14 protein-coding genes are annotated in these 18,033 nt (G+C 66.9%); 7 read left to right on the top strand and 7 right to left on the bottom strand.

Annotation, left to right across the window (positions count from 1 at the left end; genetic code table 11):
* Positions 1–276 precede the first annotated feature (276 nt).
* From olsF to AC5P9F_RS15145, 3 genes are all read left to right on the top strand, one after another.
* Entirely contained in the window at positions 277–1,992 is a 1,716-nt protein-coding gene (gene olsF / locus AC5P9F_RS15155; protein WP_049459460.1) for a bifunctional ornithine lipid synthase OlsF, read from the top strand.
* Positions 1,989–2,789 (top strand): UDP-2,3-diacylglucosamine diphosphatase, encoded by an 801-nt coding sequence (locus AC5P9F_RS15150; RefSeq protein ID WP_049459459.1) that lies wholly within the window; start codon positions 1,989–1,991, stop codon positions 2,787–2,789. Before olsF ends, AC5P9F_RS15150 begins: the two co-directional genes overlap by 4 nt.
* 150 nt (positions 2,790–2,939) lie before the next feature.
* Positions 2,940–3,998: a metal-dependent hydrolase gene (locus tag AC5P9F_RS15145; protein WP_099472864.1), complete on the top strand. Its 1,059-nt coding sequence runs from the start codon at positions 2,940–2,942 to the stop codon at positions 3,996–3,998.
* Between the two features lie 50 nt (positions 3,999–4,048).
* Here AC5P9F_RS15145 and AC5P9F_RS15140 read toward each other — a convergent pair whose 3' ends face one another.
* The 5 genes from AC5P9F_RS15140 to AC5P9F_RS15120 form a co-directional block, all read right to left on the bottom strand.
* Complete coding sequence (locus AC5P9F_RS15140) at positions 4,049–5,059, bottom strand: glycosyltransferase family 2 protein (protein ID WP_049459457.1); 1,011 nt, start codon at positions 5,057–5,059, stop codon at positions 4,049–4,051.
* Positions 5,056–6,882: a DUF7657 domain-containing protein gene (locus tag AC5P9F_RS15135; RefSeq protein WP_241898578.1), complete on the bottom strand. Its 1,827-nt coding sequence runs from the start codon at positions 6,880–6,882 to the stop codon at positions 5,056–5,058. The genes AC5P9F_RS15140 and AC5P9F_RS15135 overlap by 4 nt, the downstream gene beginning before the upstream one ends.
* Before the next feature lie 162 nt (positions 6,883–7,044).
* Positions 7,045–7,872 carry a class I SAM-dependent methyltransferase gene (locus tag AC5P9F_RS15130; RefSeq protein ID WP_005408109.1) on the bottom strand — a complete coding sequence of 276 codons (828 nt, stop codon included), beginning with the start codon at positions 7,870–7,872 and terminating at the stop codon, positions 7,045–7,047.
* 57 nt (positions 7,873–7,929) lie between these two features.
* Complete coding sequence (gene dusB, locus AC5P9F_RS15125; RefSeq protein ID WP_012479176.1) at positions 7,930–8,925, bottom strand: tRNA dihydrouridine synthase DusB; 996 nt, start codon at positions 8,923–8,925, stop codon at positions 7,930–7,932.
* Positions 8,926–9,338: 413 nt separating this feature from the next.
* Positions 9,339–10,256 carry a LysR family transcriptional regulator gene (locus tag AC5P9F_RS15120; protein ID WP_043035379.1) on the bottom strand — a complete coding sequence of 306 codons (918 nt, stop codon included), beginning with the start codon at positions 10,254–10,256 and terminating at the stop codon, positions 9,339–9,341.
* A gap of 91 nt (positions 10,257–10,347) precedes the next feature.
* Here AC5P9F_RS15120 and AC5P9F_RS15115 point away from each other — a divergent pair, with 91 nt between their 5' ends.
* Entirely contained in the window at positions 10,348–11,568 is a 1,221-nt protein-coding gene (locus AC5P9F_RS15115; protein ID WP_043035380.1) for an MFS transporter, read from the top strand.
* Positions 11,569–11,679: 111 nt separating this feature from the next.
* Here AC5P9F_RS15115 and AC5P9F_RS15110 read toward each other — a convergent pair whose 3' ends face one another.
* Positions 11,680–12,645, bottom strand: coding sequence for a ribokinase (locus AC5P9F_RS15110; RefSeq protein WP_005408114.1), 966 nt, complete (start codon positions 12,643–12,645; stop codon positions 11,680–11,682).
* A 25-nt stretch (positions 12,646–12,670) separates the two neighbouring features.
* A complete protein-coding gene (locus AC5P9F_RS15105; RefSeq protein ID WP_005408115.1) occupies positions 12,671–13,969 on the bottom strand; it encodes a NupC/NupG family nucleoside CNT transporter in 1,299 nt (432 codons plus the stop codon).
* Between the two features lie 193 nt (positions 13,970–14,162).
* On the opposite strand from AC5P9F_RS15105, the gene AC5P9F_RS15100 reads away from it, so the two are divergent.
* The 3 genes from AC5P9F_RS15100 (at position 14,163) to AC5P9F_RS15090 (ending at position 18,030) form a co-directional block, all read left to right on the top strand.
* Positions 14,163–15,134, top strand: coding sequence for an aldo/keto reductase (locus AC5P9F_RS15100; RefSeq protein ID WP_024957304.1), 972 nt, complete (start codon positions 14,163–14,165; stop codon positions 15,132–15,134).
* A gap of 304 nt (positions 15,135–15,438) precedes the next feature.
* Positions 15,439–15,633: a hemin uptake protein HemP gene (gene hemP, locus AC5P9F_RS15095; protein WP_005412278.1), complete on the top strand. Its 195-nt coding sequence runs from the start codon at positions 15,439–15,441 to the stop codon at positions 15,631–15,633.
* A 153-nt stretch (positions 15,634–15,786) separates the two neighbouring features.
* Positions 15,787–18,030 (top strand): TonB-dependent hemoglobin/transferrin/lactoferrin family receptor, encoded by a 2,244-nt coding sequence (locus AC5P9F_RS15090; protein WP_308679966.1) that lies wholly within the window; start codon positions 15,787–15,789, stop codon positions 18,028–18,030.
* Positions 18,031–18,033 lie beyond the last annotated feature (3 nt).

The raw sequence follows: 18,033 nt of genomic DNA, 5'->3' as shown, positions 1-18,033 counted from the left end.
ACACGGGGTGCGCCGCCTGTGCATTGTGAACCTGTACCGGTTGCCGGTGGTTAAGCCCGCGTAGGCCCGGCAAGGGCCGTCCTGACGGGATTGGGCCCCGGCCTCGAGGCCCAGTGTTCCACCAGTGTGACGGCGGGCCGGGTGGCGAGGGGGGCGGTTGCGGCCCCTCCGGCCGGGGACGACCGTCATCGTTCTGCCCCGAAACCGCCATCTGGCTGCCGCCTGCCGGGCGCAGGCTGTCGGCCAATACGGCCGCCGGGCATGAGTGGATCCGCCATGCAGGAACTTGAACAGCGTCTCCAGCAACGCTTTCCCGATTGGTTCCATGGCCGTCGTGGCCAACTGGCGCGGCCATTGCTTCGCAGCGTCGGGCGCTGGTCGCGGTTGGACCAGATCGAAGCATTCCTGCAGCGCAGTGCAGGATTGCGCGGATTCGGCTTCGTCGCCGCCGGGCTGGAGTTCATCGATGGCCAGTACCAGGTGGATCCGGCCGCGTTGGCGAAGATCCCGGCCACCGGTCGCTTGCTGATCGTCGCCAACCACCCGTCCGGCGCACTGGACGCGCTGGCCCTGCTGGACGCGGTCGGCCGCATCCGCCGCGATGTGCGGATCGTGGCCAACGACCTGCTGGGGGCGATTGCGCCACTGCAGGACCTGCTGTTGCCGGTGCGCATCCTTGGTGGCAAGGCCCAGCGTGGCAGCCTGCACGCTGTGGAGGAGGCGTTGGCCGCCGAGCAGTGCGTGATCGTGTTCCCGGCCGGCGAGGTCTCGCGCCTCTCGCTGCGAGGCATCCGCGATGGTCGCTGGCAGCGCGGTTTCGTCCGCTTTGCCCGTGCCGCCGGCGCGCCGGTGCTGCCGGTACGGGTGGAAGCGCGCAACTCGGCGCTGTTCTACGGCGCCTCGACCCTGTTCAAGCCGGCCGGCACCGCGCTGCTGGCGCGCGAGATGTTCACCCGCCGCGGCCGCCCGCTGCGCCTGAGCATCGGTGAGCCGATGCAGCTGGGCAAGGGCGGTGACCCGGGCGCGCAGCTGCTGTCGGTACGCCGCGCGCTGTATGCGCTGGGCCGCAATGGCGCGGCCGGCAATGCCGCTGCCTTCGCAGGCCCCGAGCCGCTGGCGGCGCCGGTGCCACCCTCGCAGGTCGCCGCTGGGATTGCCGCAGCCACCCAGCTGGGCCAGACCGCCGACGGCAAGCAGATTCTGCTGGCCACTTGTACTGCCGATTCGCCGCTGCTGCTGGAGCTGGGCCGCCTGCGCGAACTGACCTTCCGCCAGGTGGGCGAGGGCACCGGGCGCAGCCGGGACCTGGACGATTACGACCCGCAGTACGAGCACATCGTGATCTGGGACGCGGCCGCGCAGCGCATCGCCGGCGCGTACCGGATCATGCGGGGCGCCCATGCGCTGGCCCGGCACGGACTGTCCGGGCTCTACAGCGCGTCGCTGTTCCGCTATTCCGACGATGCCATCACCCACATCGCCGAAGGCCTGGAACTGGGCCGCAGCTTCGTGGTGCCCGACTACTGGGGCAGCCGCAGCCTGGACTACCTGTGGCAGGGCATCGGTGCCTACCTGCAGTGCCGGCCGGGTATCCGCTACCTGTTCGGCGCCGTGTCGATCAGCGCGGCGCTGCCACGCGATGCGCGCGAGCAGCTGGTGGCGTACTACCAGCGCTATTACGGCGGTACCGCCGGCCTGGCCGAATCGAACCGCCCGTTCCAGTACTTCGCCGCGCCGCCGAGTTTTGGCGAGCTGGATGCAGGCGCCGCGTTCGATGTGCTCAAGGCCAACCTGGCCGCACTCGGCACCGGCGTGCCGACGCTGTATCGCCAGTACACCGATCTGTGCGAACCCGGTGGCGCGCGCTTCCTCGCCTTCGGTGTCGACCCGGACTTCAGCGATTCGATCGACGGCCTGATCGAAGTGGACCTGTGCGCGATCCGGCCGAACAAGCGCAAACGCTACCTGCGCGATGCGGGGATGCCGGCATGAGCGTGCTGGCGAACCTGTCGCCGCACCGGCGCGCAGTGTTCGTCTCCGACGTGCACCTGGGTTCACGTCATTGCCATGCCACCGAACTGGCACGTTTTCTCTCGCAGCTGCGCTGTGAGCGTCTGTACCTGGTCGGTGACATCATCGACCTGTGGTGGATGGCCCATCGCCGTGCCAACTGGCGGCAGTCGCACAGCGAGGTCATCCAGGCCCTGCACGCGCTGCGCCGTGCCGGCACCGAGATCATCTACATTCCCGGCAACCACGATGCCTCGCTGCGCCAGGTGTGCGGGCTGATGCTGCCGGCGATGCAGGTGCGCCGCCGCGCCATCCACGTGACCGCCGATGGCCGCCGGCTGCTGGTCGCGCATGGCGACGACTACGACGGCGTGACCCACTTCGGCGGCCTGCAGGAAAAGTTCGGTGACTGGCTGTACTACCGCATCCTCACCGGCAACCAGGCGCTGAATGCAGTGCGGCGCCGGCTGGGCATGCGCTACTGGTCGCTGTCGGAGTTCCTGAAAAAGCGCAGTGGTGCGGCCGAACGCTACATCGAGCGCTTCGTGCAGGCCGGGCTGGACGACGTGCGCCGGCGTGGCCTGGATGGCATCGTCTGTGGCCATATCCACCGCGCCGCGCTGGTCGAACGCGACGGCCTGGTCTATGCGAACGATGGTGACTGGGTGGAAAGCCTGACCGCGCTGGTCGAAGACCACGACGGCGCGCTGCGCCTGCTGGACCACAACGGGCAGACCTTGGTGGAGCTACCGGGCGCGCGCTTGTCACAGGCGGCGTAACCCGTTTCCGTAGAGTCGACTGTTAGTCGACTATCGCGCGCAGCGCGCGGTGTCCGCAGCCTGATGGAAGAGCAGTCGACTAACAGTCGACTCTACAGAAACGGTGTCCGGGAGTGAGACGGCACGCCCGTAAGCCGTTAGCATCGGCCCATGGATTCCCTGACCCAGATCGTACTTGGTGGCGCCGTCGCCGCTGCCATTGCTCCGCCCGGCCATCGCCGTGCGGCACTGCTGGCCGGTGCCGCGCTCGGTACTCTGCCGGACCTCGACGCGCTGTGGCTCGGCTTCACCGCCACCGGCCCGGTAGCGAACATGGTCGAGCACCGCAGCTTCAGCCATTCGTTGCTGGTGCTGCCGTGGGTGGCGGCGCTGATCTGGTGGTTGTTCAAGCGCTTTGGAAATGGCCGGGTCGCGCAGTCACCGGTGCGCTGGTTCTGGGCGATCCAGCTGGCGCTGGTGACCCACCCGGTGCTGGATGCGTTCACTGTCTATGGCACCCAGTTGTGGTGGCCGCTGCGGCCACATCCAACCATGGGCTCCAGCGTCTTCATCATCGACCCTGCATACACTGTGTGGCTGCTGCTGGGCTGCGTAGTGGCCTGGTTCGGTCGTGCGCGCCCCTGGGTCGGCAAGGTGCTGGGCGTGTCACTGCTGGTCAGCAGCGCATACCTGGGCTGGGGCCTGATCGCCAAGGCGCAGGTCGACCGCGTCGCGCAGCAGAGCCTGGCCGCGATGGGCCTGGCCGATGCGCCGCGCTTCTCGGTACCGATGCCGTTCAACACGCTGCTATGGCGGGTAGTGGCGATGACGCCCAATGGCTACGTGGTCGGAGACCGCTCGCTGGTCGCCGATCATGGGCCGATGCAGTTCGAAGGCCATCCCTCCAACGTGCAGGCACTGCGCGAGGCGCAGGCGATTCCGGCGGTGCAGCGACTGCAGTGGTTCAACCGCGGCTTCATGCGTGCGCAGGTCGTTGACGGGCGCCTGGTGCTGAGTGATCTGCGCATGGGCCTGGAACCGGATTACACCTTCAACTTCGCCGTGGCCGAACAGGTGGGCGGGCAGTGGCGGCCGATCGTGCCCGAACAGCTGCGCGTGGACTACAGCAGCCCGGCAGCACGCGCCGACGCCGGGCGCCGGCTGGCGGCGATGTGGCAACGCATCTGGCACGAGCCGGCAGCATCCGCGACCGGCGCTGCGCACCCGTAGATCCACGCCATGCGTGGATGGCGCGAACAACAGCCACGCAGGGCGTGGCTCTACTGCGGCTGGCGGTTGAGCTTGATCGAACGGTTCAGCACCTGGCGCGGCACGTTGGCGATGTCAAAGCCAACGAACGCCAGCAGGAACTGCAGCCCGGAGATCAGCGCGACCATGGCGATCATGATGGTACCCACCGGCGTGGCGACATCGGCCTGGGCCGACCGTACCCAGTGGTACAGCCCGAACAGCCCCCCGAAGGCGAGCAGGCTGCTGCCGGCGATCAGCTCCAGCGACGCGATGCTGAGGTCGCGCAGGAAATAGTTGTAGGCAATGCGCTTGAGCGTGTTGCGCAGGTGCTTGAAGGTGAACTCACCCAGGATGCGACCAATGCGCAGGTTGCTGGTTTCGTCGCCGTAGTGGGCATCCATTGCCACATCCTGCACGACCGCGCGCACGGTGTTCAGTCGGAACAGCATGTCGGTCTCGAAGAAATAGCGGTCGCTGACCGCCTCGAGTTTCAGGTGGCTGGCGACCTTGGCATGGATGGCGGTGTAGCCGTTGGTCGGATCGAACACCTGCCAGTACCCGGACGAAGCCTTGGTCATGAAGGACAGCAGCAGGTTGCCCAGGCGCCGCACCGGGGGCATGCGGCGGATGTGGGTCAGGTTCCAGAATCGGTTGCCCTTGGTGTAGTCGGCATGGCCGTCGGCGATCGGCGCGACGAAGTCCATCAGCAGCGCCGGGTCCATCTGCCCATCGCCATCGACCTTGACCAGAATGTCCATGCCATCGGCGATGGCCGCGCGGTACCCGGTCTTGATCGCGCCGCCGACGCCGAGGTTGTGCTGATGGAACAGCACGGTGATGCGCGGGTCGTTGGCTTCGGCCTGGATCAGGCGGCCGCTGCCGTCGGGGCACGCATCGTCCACGCAGTAGATCGCCGTTACCGCATCATCGATCGCCGCCAGCACGGACAGCACGTGGCGGGTCACTTTGTAGCAGGGGATGATCACGGCGATCCGAGCCGGCGTGGATGCGGAGGGCGAAGTGGTGGTCATCGGATTCATGGGGCTGGGTGGGCCAGCAGGGGTTTTGCCGGCAGTTCCACCAGATCCCCCTGCAGCACCCGTGGTGCGTCGCCCTCAGGCGCTACGGTGATGTGGTGGTAGCGGTTGAAGGTGAAGTCGAACTGCTCGTCGGGCAGGGATGGGAAGTAGCGGCGGAAGTAATCCATCTGTGGCAGGTACAGCACATGGTTCACGGCGGGAATGCCAACACCCGGCAGGAGGGCCCCGAACCCACCGGGAGCCACCAGCGCGCCTTCGGTCGTGGTGGCTGAGCCGCGGGCCTGCAGGGAGTGCAGGACGGCAGTGCGGTCCATTGCGAAGATCGGGCCGGCCGGCTGCACGGGATTGAACAGGCCGTTGCCCAGCAGGTTGGCCAGCGCGGCCGTGGCCAGCACCAGGCTCGCGGCGTGAACCGACAACTGCGGGCGCCGCGCGGCGACGGCGAGTGCGGCCAGGCACAGGTAGGGAATGGCATCGGCAGCGCTGTGCAGGCGACTGAACTGGCCTTCACCGAACAGGAACTTGGCCAGGCTGCCGACCATCAGCAACGCCGCCAGAAGCAGCAGGCGCCAGCGCTGCAGGCGCACGCCGCAGTGCACCAGGATCATCGCGCAGGCGATGTTGAGCAACAGGCCGAAGGCCAGCAGTGCGCGAGCGGGGGGCACCATCGACAGGGTGGTCAGTTTGCCAACCACGGCAGGCACAGGCAGGAAGATCCAGCAGGCGATGAACAGCAGGCCGGCGGCGAGGATCAGCAGGGAGCTGCGATGGCTTTTCGCCCATTCACGCAGCCGTGCGCCATCGGCCAGCACCAGCGTGAACAGTGGCAGCAGGCTGCCCAGCACCGCGATTTCGCAATCGTTGGATGCCTTGAACAACGGCAGCGGTGCGAACCGGTAGGTCATCAGGTTCGGGAAGAGGTGCGCGAGCAGGCTGGTCAGGCCGACACCGCCACCGGCGCTCTGGCGCTGGCCGGGGTACACCGTGTTGCGCACGATCGGGATGATGTCGTGGAAGTAGCCGACGAACACCGCCAGTGCGATCGCGCCTGCGATGGCGGCATCGACCAGACGTACAACGGTGATGGCATCGCGCCGGACCGCCAGCACCAGCACCGCCAGGGCCAGCACCGAGGAAATGATGAAAGGTGGGTAGGACACCGCGATCAGCCATGCCGCCAGTGCATAGGCGCAGGCCACGATGCGCAGCGCGCGATGGCCGATGCCCAGCCATGCCACCGCAGCCCAGGGTGCCAGCGCGAAGGCACCGGCATTACTGGTCCACCAGACCTGCACGAACGGCGCGAAGAACAGCGTGGTCGAAACCAGTACTGCGGCTAGTGCCGGCATCCGCAGTTGGCGCAGGAGCAGGGCCCATCCGCTCAGGAAGGCCATGGCCATGAACATGAAGAAGAATGAATAGGCGTTCGCTGCAGGCAGCATGAAGAACGCCCAGTGGTACGGCTTGAACAGCAGCCCCCAGTCGAGCAGCGGCAGCGCCTGGAAGGTGCGCAGTGACTCGTGGTACGGCGAGTGTGCGTTGAACTGGCCGAAATCGTTGTTGACCGCGATCTGGATGTAGGGCGTGAACACGATCCACTCATCGCTGCGGATCATGCGGGCGCTGCCAAGTACCGGGTTCTGTGGCGCCAGGCCGAGATACTCGTAGGCCAGCGAGTAGGAGGATGGCGTCAGCGCGAATGCGACGTAGAGAATGCACAACAGCGCGATGATCCCGGCGAGCAGGCGCGTCTGGCTGGGCAGGAGTCCGCCCGGCAGGTTCACATCATGGGTGGAGAAAGGCGTTCGTCCGCTGTCACTCATCATGCGCTCGCAGGTAAGGTCCATCCATGCGCGACGTACCCGCACACCGATGCCTGAGGGCAATAGAGGGGGATCCCGGCACGCGCCGTTCCGAGGCCGGGACTGCGGGATTCTAGCCGGTTGCCGCCGGAGCCGCAGGCCATCCTGTGGCGAGGATGGGCCTCAATACACCGTCGCGCGGCCCTGCACGAACGAGTAGAAGAACACCGCGTTCGGGTCGTTCTGCACCAGGCGGAACTCGCGGCGCATGCCCTCCACGGTTTCCTCGTCCACCGAGCCGGCCTGCAGCAGCTGGTCGGCGGCCGACAGCAGCAGCTGTTCCCAGAACGCGATCATCGTCTTGCGACGCGCCGGCTCGCGGTTGTCCAGGTGGATGGTCTTGATCTCGGTGTGCACGTCGCGGAAGCCGCCGGCCAGCAGCAGGTTGCCCAGCTTGGCGCCGACGAACGGGTCGCCCCCGTGGTCGTACTGGAAATCGTTGAAGGCCATCCAGTAGCGCCAGATGTGCGGCGAATACGGATCGAGCAGGAACGAGGCATTCATCACTTCGGTGATGTACACCGGCGAACCCGGTGCCAGCACCCGGCGCACTTCGCTCAGCACACGTGCGGGTGACGGCACGTGCTCCAGCACCCAGCACAGGAACGCCGCGTCGAAGCTGCGTGCCTCGAACGGCAGCTCACCGGCATCGGCCTGCTGCAGGGTATAGCGGTCGCTGCACCACGGCGTGCGCGCCAGGTTCTCGCGCGCGGTGGCCAGCTGCGTTTCGCTCAGGTCCACGCCGGTCACGTGCAGCTCGGGGAAGCGGCGCAGCAGGATCTCGGTCTGTGCGCCCACGCCGCTGCCGACTTCCAGCAGGCGACGTGCGCCGCTGTAGTCGATCTGGCCGAAGATGCTTGACTCCAGCAGCCGGGCCTGGGTCATCAGGCGCTGCTGCTCGGTGCCGGAAAACCCGTGCAGATAGGTCGGGGAGGAAATCGGCGGGGTCATGGTGGGCTCTTGTAGCGTCGAGCTGGCTCGACTGTTCGCAGACGCGGGGCTGGCGGCTCAGGCCGCCGAAGGCAGCGCCGGTTCCCCGGCGATCAGGCGGTCGAAGTATTCGGTGGTCAATGCGATCTGGCTGGCCGGATCCTCGGCACGGTTGACCACCGCGCGGAAAGCGGCATTCTCCGGCCGGTCCTTGGCATACCAGCCCAGGTGCTTGCGCGCGATGCGCACGCCCTGCGGCTCGCCATAGAACGCATGCAGCGCGTGCAGGTGGCCAAGCAGGATGTCGCGCACTTCCGCCAGTGATGGCGGTGGCAGTTCCTCGCCGGTGGCCAGGTAGTGCGCCACTTCGCGGAAGATCCACGGCCGACCCTGCGCCGAGCGACCGATCATCACCGCATCCACGCCGGTTTCCTTCAGGACGTAGGCGGCCTTCTGCGGCGAATCGATATCGCCGTTGGCGATCACCGGAATGCGCAGCGCGGCCTTGATCTCGCCGATCGTGGCGTACTCCGCCTGGCCGGTGTAGTGCTGGTCGCGGGTACGGCCGTGCACCGCCAGTGCCGCGATACCGCTGTCCTCCGCGATGCGTGCGATCAGCGGGCCATTGCGATGATCGCAGTCCCAACCGGTACGGATCTTCAGCGTGACCGGCACGTCCACCGCGTTGACCACGGCCTCGAGGATGCGCGCCACCAGTTGCTCGTCGCGCATCAGTGCCGAACCGGCCCAGGCGTTGCACACCTTCTTGGCCGGGCACCCCATGTTGATGTCGATGATCTGCGCGCCGTGGTCGACGTTGTAGCGCGCGGCCTCGGCCAGCTGCTGCGGCTCGGTGCCGGCGATCTGCACGCTGATCGGGGCCGGTTCGCCGTCATGGTCCATGCGGTGGATCGACTTGCGCGTGTTCCAGAAGCGCGGATCACTGATGGTCATTTCCGAGGCGGCCAGACCCGCGCCCAGCCGTTTGCACAGCAGGCGGAAGGGCTTGTCGGTGACGCCGGCCATGGGCGCCAGCACGACGTTGGGGGCAATGGTGTACGGGCCGATCTGCATGCGCCCATTGTAGGGCGCGCGCGGCGGTACGGCCGCGTCGGGCGCGGTCCGGTTCAGGCCGATCGGCACCGACCTCATGCCGTACCGGCATCAGCAGATGCTTGATGGTTGCTTCCACCGCCCCCAAGGGCGGGTGATGGTGGGGTGCTTGGTGAAGGCCAATGCCGCCGGGCTGGGGATGTGGCGAGACGGGGTAGAGTCGACTGTCAGTCGACTATCGCGCGAAGCGCGGGGTTTCCGCGGCCTGGCCGGAAAGCAGTCGACTACCAGTCGACTCTACCCGGTCGCGCTGCCCCCGGCTGCCAGGCCCGGCGTTGCCCAGGCTTGGGAATGCCTCCAGCCTAGGGAGAATCGATTATCAGTCGACCAGGCTGCGATGGCACTGCCTGCGGTCGTCCCTGATGGCCCCGCGCTCAGCGCGGCGGATCGATCTGCAACCCGGCGCCGAGACGGTCCAATGCCACATCCACGCGCGGCAACAGCTGCCGGCCCTGTGGCCACAACAGGCGCAAGGGCAGGCCGCGGCAGTCCAGCGTTGGCAGGATCGAAACCAGGCTGCCGCGTGCCAGCGCGTCATCGACCAGCCAGGTGGCCAGCTGGGCGATGCCAAAGCCGGCCTCGACCGCCGCCACCTGCGCTTCGGCACTACCGACCACCAGGCGTGCGCGGGCCTGCAGCCATGCGCTGCGATTCCCGGCGTCAGCCACCTGCCACGGCCCGATGCTGCCGTCGGCGCGGCCGAACATCACGCCGTCGTGGTCGGCCAGTTCGGAGGTCGAACGGGGCAGGCCGTGCCGTTCCAGATAGGCCGGCGACGCGCAGAAGCACAGGCGCTCGTAGCCGAGCAGGCGGCTGCCCAGGGTCGCTGGCAGCGGCTCGGGGCCACCGATGCGCACAGCCAGATCGATGCCGTCCTCGGCCAGGTCGATGAAGCGGTCGCCGAAGGTCACCTGCGGCCGCAGGTGCGGGAACGCATCGGCCAGCTGCAGCAGCAACGGCCAGACTTTGAGGCGCCCGAAGGTGGCCGGCGCATCCACGCGCAGACGCCCCACGGGCGCCCCGCCATGTGCGGCCAGCACTGATTCGGCATCAGCCAGTTCGGCCAGCACCCGCACGCAGGTGCGATGGAATCCTTCACCGGCTTCGGTCAGGCGCAATCGCCGGGTGCTGCGTTCGAACAATCTGGCTCCCAGCCGTGCCTCGAGCCGTGCGATGGTCTTGCCGACCGCCGAACTGGTTACATGCAGGCGCTCGGCGGCAGCGGTGAAGCTGCCGGCGTCAGCGGTGGCGACGAAGGCCTCGATGCCACGCAGGCGTTCGGTGGGGAGCATGGGAAATTTTGTCTTGAATAGGTGGAAAATATAGCAGTAATCGGAACTACGGGAATAAATAGTCTGGCGGCTCCAGTTCTGGTGCTCCTCCATGTCCTCCCCCGATTCTCCCGTGGCCGCTGGCCACGCCAATGTGCGCCGACAGCTTTCGGTCGCCCTGCTGGCGGTGTCCGCTTTCGTCATCGTTACCACCGAGTTCCTGATCGTCGGCCTGCTGCCGGCACTGGCCCACGACCTTGGCCTGGGCATTGCCCGTGCCGGGCAACTGGTCACCCTGTTTGCGTTCACCGTGATGCTGGCCGGGCCACCGTTGACCGCGCTGCTCGCGCACGTCGACCGACGCCGCCTGTTCGTGGCCATCCTGCTGCTGTTCGCCGGCTCCAACGCGCTGGCCGCGATGTCCACGCAGCCATGGCTGCTGGCGCTGGCACGGGTGCTGCCGGCGCTGGCCCTGCCGGTGTTCTGGGGCACGGCCAGCGAGACTGCTGCACTGCTGGCACCTGCGGAGCAGGGGGGGCGTGCGGTGGCACGGGTCTATCTGGGCATCACCGCCGCGATGCTGTTCGGCATTCCGCTGGGCACGTTGGCTGCCGATGCCATCGGTTGGCGCGGCAGCTTCTGGTTGCTGGCAGCGTTGTCACTGCTGATGGCCGCTGCATTAGCGTTGTGGATGCCCGATACGGTTGCCGGGCCGCGGCGCGCGCTGCGCGAACAGGCACGCGTGCTGCGCCAGCCCTGGCTGCAGGGCAATGTGCTGTTGTCGGTGCTGGTGTTCACCGCCATGTTCGCTGCCTATACCTATCTGGCCGATGTACTCGAACGGCTGCTGTGGGTTCCTGCCGCACAGGTGGGGTGGTGGCTGATGGGCTTCGGTGCGGTTGGATTGATCGGCAACGCGTTGGGCGGCCGCTGGGTGGATCGCGCGCCACTGGGTGCGACCTTGGCGTTCTGTGGCGTATTGGCGCTGGGCGTGCTGGGCAGCGTCGGGCTGGCCGGGCAGGGAGCATTCGCGCTCATCGCGCTGGCGGTCTGGGGCGTGGCCCACACCGCGCTGTTTCCGCTGTGCCAGGTGCGGGTGATGCGTGCAGCGCCGCAGGCACAGGCGCTGGCCGGAACCTTGAATGTCTCGGCGGCCAATGCAGGCATCGGCCTGGGGGCGCTGTTGGGAGGCGGCGCCATCGAACGCTTCGGCCTGGCATCGCTGGGTGCGGTGGGCGCGGCCGTTGCGTTGCTGGCGATTGCCGCAGGCCTGTTGCTGCGATGGCTTGCCCGGTCTCGTGCATCCACGCATGGCGTGGATCTACCCCATTGAACGTGCCGCCGTGGTGCTTGCAGTAGATCCACGCCATGCGTGGATGGAAGACCCACAAAAAAGCACGGGCATCTGCATGCCCGGGCTTCTTCATCCACGCATGGCGTGGATCTACTTTGCTTCGGCGTCGGCCGGGGTGAAGCGCGGCATCGCCGCTGCAGCACCTTCCTTCTCGGTCGAACGACCGGCGAACTGGTTGGCGAAGCGCACGTGGCGGGCGAACGGGGCGTCGGCCACCTGCGCCAGCGACGCGGCCAGCGCACCGTTGAAGGCGTCACCGGCACCGGTGGTGTCGATGGCCTGTACCTGTTCGGCGCCCACGCGGTAGTACGGCTGGGTATCGCCGCGCAGGTTCTCGTCGGCATGCGACACGAACACGCCCACCGAGCCCAGGGTGACCACCACGGTACCGTTGCCGACCAGCTTGCGGCACAGCGCGTGCAGGCTGGCGCCATCCAGCGCGGCGACGTCGTTGGCATCCACGCGCTCACCGACATGGCGGCCGAGCAGGGCAGCGAACTCGGTCTCGTTCGGGGTGATCACATCGGCCAGCTTGAGCAGGCCGATGGTCGAGGGGGCATCGGCCGGTGCAGTGTTGAGCACGGTGGTGACGCCGGCCTCGCGGGCCGTGGCCAGTGCCGCTTCGATGGTCTGCACCGGCGATTCCAGCTGCACCAGCACCACCCTGGCGCCGGTCAGCAGGGCCTGCTGCTGTTGCAGGAAGTCGGTGCTCAGCGCAGCGTTGGCACCCGGGCCGATCACGATGGTGTTGCGGCCACGGGCATCGACGTAGATGCCGGCGGTGCCGGTCGGTTCGCTGCTGGCTTCGGCGATGAGGCCGAAACCATCCTGCGCCGCCAGTTCGCGCGCGGTGGCGCCACCGGCGTCGTCGCCCAGCGCGCACACGAAGTGCGTCTCGGCACCGGCGCGGCAGGCCGCCACGGCCTGGTTGAAGCCCTTGCCACCGGGGCCGGTGCTGTAGCGGCCGGCAATGGTCGCGCCCGGTGCCGGCAGCGACTCGCACCGCCACACGTGATCGACATTGAAGGAACCGACGACAACGACACTGCTGCTCATAGGGAATCTTTTCTCAACCAAGGGTTCAACTGAAGTGCGTCAGCACGCCGGCGATGGTCGCCGTCATGAAGGTGGCAATGGTACCGCCCAGCACCGCGCGCAGGCCGAACTTGGCCAGGTCGTGGCGACGTTCCGGGGCCAGGCCACCGATGCCGCCGATCTGGATCGCGATCGAGCTGAAGTTGGCGAAGCCGCACAGCGCGTAGGTCGCGATCAGGCGACCTTCGCTGGACAGGCTGACGCCAGCCACCTGGCCGTTCACGATCTGCGACAGCTCGGTGTAGGCCACGAACTCGTTGATCACGACCTTCTGGCCGATCAGCGAACCGACGGTGGTGGCATCGGCCCACGGCGTACCGATCACCCAGGCGATCGGGGCCAGCAGGTAGCCGAAGATGGTCGACAGGTTGGTCGGCTTGCCGATCTGCGCAGCCAGGCCGGTCACTTCACCGATCCAGGTCAGCGGGGCGTTCAGCAGCGCGATCAGGGCGATGAAGGCCAGCAGCATCGCGCCGATGTTCAGCGCCAGCTTCAGGCCGTCGCCGGCGCCGGCCGCAGCCGCGTCGATGATGTTGCTGGAGGTCTTTTCGACTTCCATCTTCACCGTGCCGCGGGTGAGCGGGGTGCCGGTTTCCGGGATCAGCAGCTTGGCCACGACCAGGGTGGCCGGCGCGGCCATGATGCTGGCCGCCAGCAGATGCTTGGCGTAGAAGGCCTGCTGCGCTGGGTCGCCGCCGCCAAGCATGCCCACGTAGGCCGCCAGCACGCCGCCGGCGATGTGTGCCATGCCGCCGATCATCATGGTCAGCAGCTCGGACTGGGTCATCCTGGCGATGTACGGGCGCACGGTCAGCGGCGCCTCGGTCTGGCCGATGAAGACGCTGGCGCAGACGCTGGTGGTTTCCGCACCGGATACACGCATGACCTTGGTGATCGCCCACGCCATCACGCGCACGATCGCCTGCATGATGTTCAGGTGGTACATCACCCCCATCAGCGCCGAGAAGAAGATGATGGTCGGCAGCACCTGGAAGGCGAAGATGAAGCCGTAATTCTTGGTGTCCATCAACGAGCCGAAGATGAAACCGGAACCCTCGTTGACGAAGCTCAGCACCTTGACGAAGCCGTGGCCCAGCGCGTCGAACACGTCGCGCCCGCCCGGCACCAGGATCACCAGCGCCGCGAAGGCGATCTGCAGGGTGATACCGGTGGCAACCAGCTTCCAGTCAACCGCGCGCTTGTTATTGGAAAACAACCAGGTGATGCCGATCAGCACCGCCAACCCGAACAGGCCGAAGCCGATCCTGCCCAAACCTTCGACCATGTGAGTGACTCCCCTGGGGCGTCGCGAAAAACGGGAAGCCTAGTGCAGGGCAGGGGCCGGGGCAAGAAAAAGCAGCGTGCGCGCGGCCAACGGTACCGATCAGGCCAGCAACGGCAAGGGCTTGCGGCTGGCGGCGGCAGGTAGAATGGGGGTCGATCCCGGCCCGGATGCGGGCCCGCAGCAGGAGATTCGCATGCAATACCGTCGCCTGGGCTCCACCGGCCTGCCGATTTCCGCCCTTTCCTTCGGCGCCTGGGTGACCTTCGGTGACCAGATCCCGCGTGATGAGGCCCGCAACCTGGTGGCCGCCGCCTGGGATCATGGTGTCAACTTCTTCGACAACGCCGAGGGCTATGCCAACGGCCGTGCCGAACAGGTCATGGGTGACGTGATCGCCGACCTGCGCCTGCCGCGCGACGGTTTCTGCGTGTCCAGCAAGGTGTTTTTCGGCAGCGCCAAGGACCCGCGGCCGACCCAGCGCGGGCTGTCGCGCAAGCACGTGACCGACGCCTGCCACGCTGCACTCAAGCGCCTGCGGGTGGACTACCTGGACCTTTACTACTGCCATCGCCCGGATCCGGACGCGCCGATCGCCGAGACCGTGCATGCGATGGACACCCTGGTGCGGCAGGGCAAGATCCTCTACTGGGGCACCTCGGAGTGGTCGGCGGTGCAGATCCAGCAGGCGCTGGACATCGCCGAGGCGCGCAACCTGCAGGGCCCGTCGATGGAGCAGCCGCAGTACAACCTGCTGCACCGCGAGCGGGTCGAGGTCGAGTACGCGCCGCTGTATGCCGGTGCCGGCCTGGGTACCACCATCTTCTCGCCGCTGGCGTCGGGCCTGCTCACCGGCAAGTACGACCAGGGTATTCCGGCCGATGCACGGCTGGGGCGGGAAGGCATGGAATGGTTGCAGGACCTGGTGCTGGGGGCCGACGCCGGTGCCCGCCTGGGCCAGGTGCGGCGCTTCAGCGAGGTGGCACGCGCGCTGGGCCACGCCCCGGCCACGCTGGCCATCGCCTGGTGCCTGCGCAACCCGAACGTTTCCAGCGTGATCCTCGGCGCCAGCCGGGTCAGCCAACTGCTGCAGAACCTGCAGGCACTGGACGTGCTGGAGCAGGTCGACGCGGCCGGCTGGGCGCAGGTCGAAGCCGTCTTCGCCTGAACCCCGGGGCCGACCGGGCCTCGGGGGCCTCGCTCGGGCCGGTTCGGCCGAGGGAACGGGACGGGAACGCGAACGGGAACGGTAGAGTCGCCTGTCAGTCGACTGCTTCGAATAACCGACTGCTTCGAGCAACAGCAGTCGACCAACAGTCGACTCTACACACCTGCGTCGCCATTTAATTGATGCGATCTATCGGATTACGGAATTCGATCATTAATCCCATCAATCAAATTGAGAATGGTTGTTGATTGTCAACTGAGAATCATTATCATTTAACTCGTCCCTCGCACGAGTCCAGATGCTCATGAATGCTCAACCTGTACTGCTGCGCCCCGAAACACTGACCCTCCGCGATCGTCCGGTCCGCGTCGTTCCGCCGGAAGAGGTCATCGACAGCGAAGCCCTGCTCAAGGGCCGTCGTGAAATCCTGATCCAGCACGGCGACCGCTTCTATCGCCTGCGGCACACCAGCAACGACAAGCTGATCCTGACCAAGTAATCGCGGTCTGGTCGCCCGCCTCCCTCCCTCCTGCCGGCAGCGCCGACAGGGTGGGCGACCCGTCCGCTCCCGCTCTCTCCCCCTCGGTCTACCGCGTGCACCTTCCGGGTGCGCCGGTAACCGGGGGTTCCCCTGCCTGACCGAACGAACCCGATGACCCGCCATACCGCCCTTTGCCTTGCTGTCTGGATGGCGCTGCCGCTGTCCGCCCACGCTGCTGCCACTGCTGCCCCCGATGCGCGCGAATTCGATCGGGTGCAGGTCACCGCCACCCGCACCGAGCGGGCGCTGAGCGACGTGGCGGCCACGGTGGATGTCATCGACCGTGAGCAGATGGACCGGCACCTGGTGCAGGACATCAAGGATCTGGTGCGCTACGAGCCGGGCCTGTCGGTCACCCGCAGCGCGACCCGCTTCGGCCTGGATGGTTTCCGCATCCGTGGCCTGGACGGCAACCGCGTGCGCATCCAGACCGACGGCATCGTCATGCCGACCCGGTTCGACATCGGTTCGTTCGCCAGTTCCAACCGCAACTTCACCGACCTCGATACGCTCAAGCGCGTCGAGATCGTGCGTGGCCCGGCCAGCTCGCTGTACGGCTCCGATGCACTCGGTGGCGTGGTCGCGTTCGTGACCAAGGACCCGGCCGACTACCTCAAGGGCGGCAAGAACAGCTACTTCGGCCTGAAGTTCGGCTACGACGGTGAGTGGAAGGGCCTGCTCGGCGGTGCCACCGCCGCCTTCGGTGGCGACCACTGGAGCGGCCTGGTCAACGTCAACCATCACCAGGGCCAGGAAACGGACAACAAGGGGACGGTGCGCAGCGACAACGACACCCGCACCGCGTCCAATCCGCAGGATCGCGACGGCCGCAGCCTGCTCAGCAAACTGGTCTATGCACCCAGCGAGGACCAGCGCTTCCGCCTGACCGTGGAAGGCAACGAAGACACCACCGATACCAATGTGCTGTCGGCGATCGCCAGCGTTGCACCGCGCCCCGGCGCGATGGCTGCGGCCACTGGCATGAAGTCCCACGACACCCAGAAGCGCAACCGCGTGTCCTTCGCCCACGAGATGGATGCGCTGGACCAGCCGTTCGCCGACAGCCTGCATTGGCAGGTGTACGCGCAGAACAGCGAAACCCGGCAGCAGACCGACGAGACCCGCACCGACGGCACCCGTCGCCACCGCGTGTTCTCCTTCGACCAGCATGCCTATGGCCTGCAGGCGCAGTTCAACAAGGCGTTCGCCACCGGCAGCGTCGAGCACGCATTGACCTACGGTTTCGAAGGCACCCGTACCGAGATCCGCCAGAAGCGCGACGGCTATCAGGTCAGCAAGGCTGGCGTGGTCAGCAACACGGTGCTGCCGGACACCTTCCCGGTGCGTGACTTCCCGATCAGCAAGACCACCGAGCTGGGCCTGTATGCACAGGATGAGATGCGCTTTGCCGATGGCCGGCTGTCGCTGGTGCCGGGCGTGCGCGTGGACCGCTACGAGCTGAAGCCGGAAGTGGACAGCATCTTCGCCGAAGACAACCCGACCACGGCCGTGGCGCAACTGAAGAAGACCAGCGTGTCGCCGAAGCTGGGCATGGTCTGGCGCTTTACCGACGAATGGTCGCTGTTCGCCGGTTATGCGCGTGGCTTCCGTTCGCCGCCGTACAACGACGTCAACATCGGCCTGACCAACGTCGCCTTCCGCTATACCGCCATCGCCAACCCGGATCTGAAGCCGGAAACCAGCGACGGTTACGAACTGGGCCTGCGCTTCATCGCGCCGGCGGCGTACGTCAGCGTCAGCGGCTACTACAACGACTACAAGGATTTCATCCAGTCCAACGTCGATACCGGTCGCAACGCACAGGGTCTGACCGTGTTCCAGTCGCAGAACATCGCCGACGCGCGCATCTATGGCGCGGAAATGAAGGCCGGCATCGAGTTCGGCGAACTCAGCCCGGCGCTGAAGGGCTGGGCGCTGCGCAGTGCGTTGGCATGGTCGCGTGGTGACAACCGGACCGATGACGAACCGCTGGCCTCGGTCGATCCGCTGCGTGGCACGCTGGGCCTGATGTACGACACCGATACCTGGGGCGTCGAACTGGCCGGTACCTTCGTGCAGCGCAAGAAGCGCCTGCCGCCGCCTGCAGCGCAGACCAATCCGAACGCACCGGCGCCGTTCGTCTACCAGCCGGCCGGCTACGGCGTGCTGGACCTGATGGCGCACTGGAACTTCGCGCCGGGTGCCACCTTCAATGTCGGCGTGTTCAACCTGGCCGACAAGCGCTACATCGAATGGTCGTCGATCACCCCGAGCCTGATCAGCGATCGCGCACTGAGCGATCGTTTCAGCAGCCCGGGCCGCACCTTCTCCGCCAGCCTTGCCGTTTCCTGGTGACCT

The sequence above is a fragment of the Stenotrophomonas sp. YJH_SMC_4 genome (assembly GCF_059371575.1).
This window is presented reverse-complemented; position numbering and strand designations above follow the sequence as displayed.

What these genes read in the sequence shown, in the direction of transcription:
- olsF (WP_049459460.1), top strand. Translation starts at nt 277, where the DNA reads ATGCAGGAACTTGAACAGCGTCTCCAGCAACGCTTTCCCGATTGGTTC.
- AC5P9F_RS15150 (WP_049459459.1), top strand. Translation starts at nt 1,989, where the DNA reads ATGAGCGTGCTGGCGAACCTGTCGCCGCACCGGCGCGCAGTGTTCGTC.
- AC5P9F_RS15145 (WP_099472864.1), top strand. Translation starts at nt 2,940, where the DNA reads ATGGATTCCCTGACCCAGATCGTACTTGGTGGCGCCGTCGCCGCTGCC.
- AC5P9F_RS15140 (WP_049459457.1), bottom strand. Translation starts at nt 5,059, where the DNA reads ATGAATCCGATGACCACCACTTCGCCCTCCGCATCCACGCCGGCTCGG.
- AC5P9F_RS15135 (WP_241898578.1), bottom strand. Translation starts at nt 6,882, where the DNA reads ATGAGTGACAGCGGACGAACGCCTTTCTCCACCCATGATGTGAACCTG.
- AC5P9F_RS15130 (WP_005408109.1), bottom strand. Translation starts at nt 7,872, where the DNA reads ATGACCCCGCCGATTTCCTCCCCGACCTATCTGCACGGGTTTTCCGGC.
- dusB (WP_012479176.1), bottom strand. Translation starts at nt 8,925, where the DNA reads ATGCAGATCGGCCCGTACACCATTGCCCCCAACGTCGTGCTGGCGCCC.
- AC5P9F_RS15120 (WP_043035379.1), bottom strand. Translation starts at nt 10,256, where the DNA reads ATGCTCCCCACCGAACGCCTGCGTGGCATCGAGGCCTTCGTCGCCACC.
- AC5P9F_RS15115 (WP_043035380.1), top strand. Translation starts at nt 10,348, where the DNA reads ATGTCCTCCCCCGATTCTCCCGTGGCCGCTGGCCACGCCAATGTGCGC.
- AC5P9F_RS15110 (WP_005408114.1), bottom strand. Translation starts at nt 12,645, where the DNA reads ATGAGCAGCAGTGTCGTTGTCGTCGGTTCCTTCAATGTCGATCACGTG.
- AC5P9F_RS15105 (WP_005408115.1), bottom strand. Translation starts at nt 13,969, where the DNA reads ATGGTCGAAGGTTTGGGCAGGATCGGCTTCGGCCTGTTCGGGTTGGCG.
- AC5P9F_RS15100 (WP_024957304.1), top strand. Translation starts at nt 14,163, where the DNA reads ATGCAATACCGTCGCCTGGGCTCCACCGGCCTGCCGATTTCCGCCCTT.
- hemP (WP_005412278.1), top strand. Translation starts at nt 15,439, where the DNA reads ATGAATGCTCAACCTGTACTGCTGCGCCCCGAAACACTGACCCTCCGC.
- AC5P9F_RS15090 (WP_308679966.1), top strand. Translation starts at nt 15,787, where the DNA reads ATGACCCGCCATACCGCCCTTTGCCTTGCTGTCTGGATGGCGCTGCCG.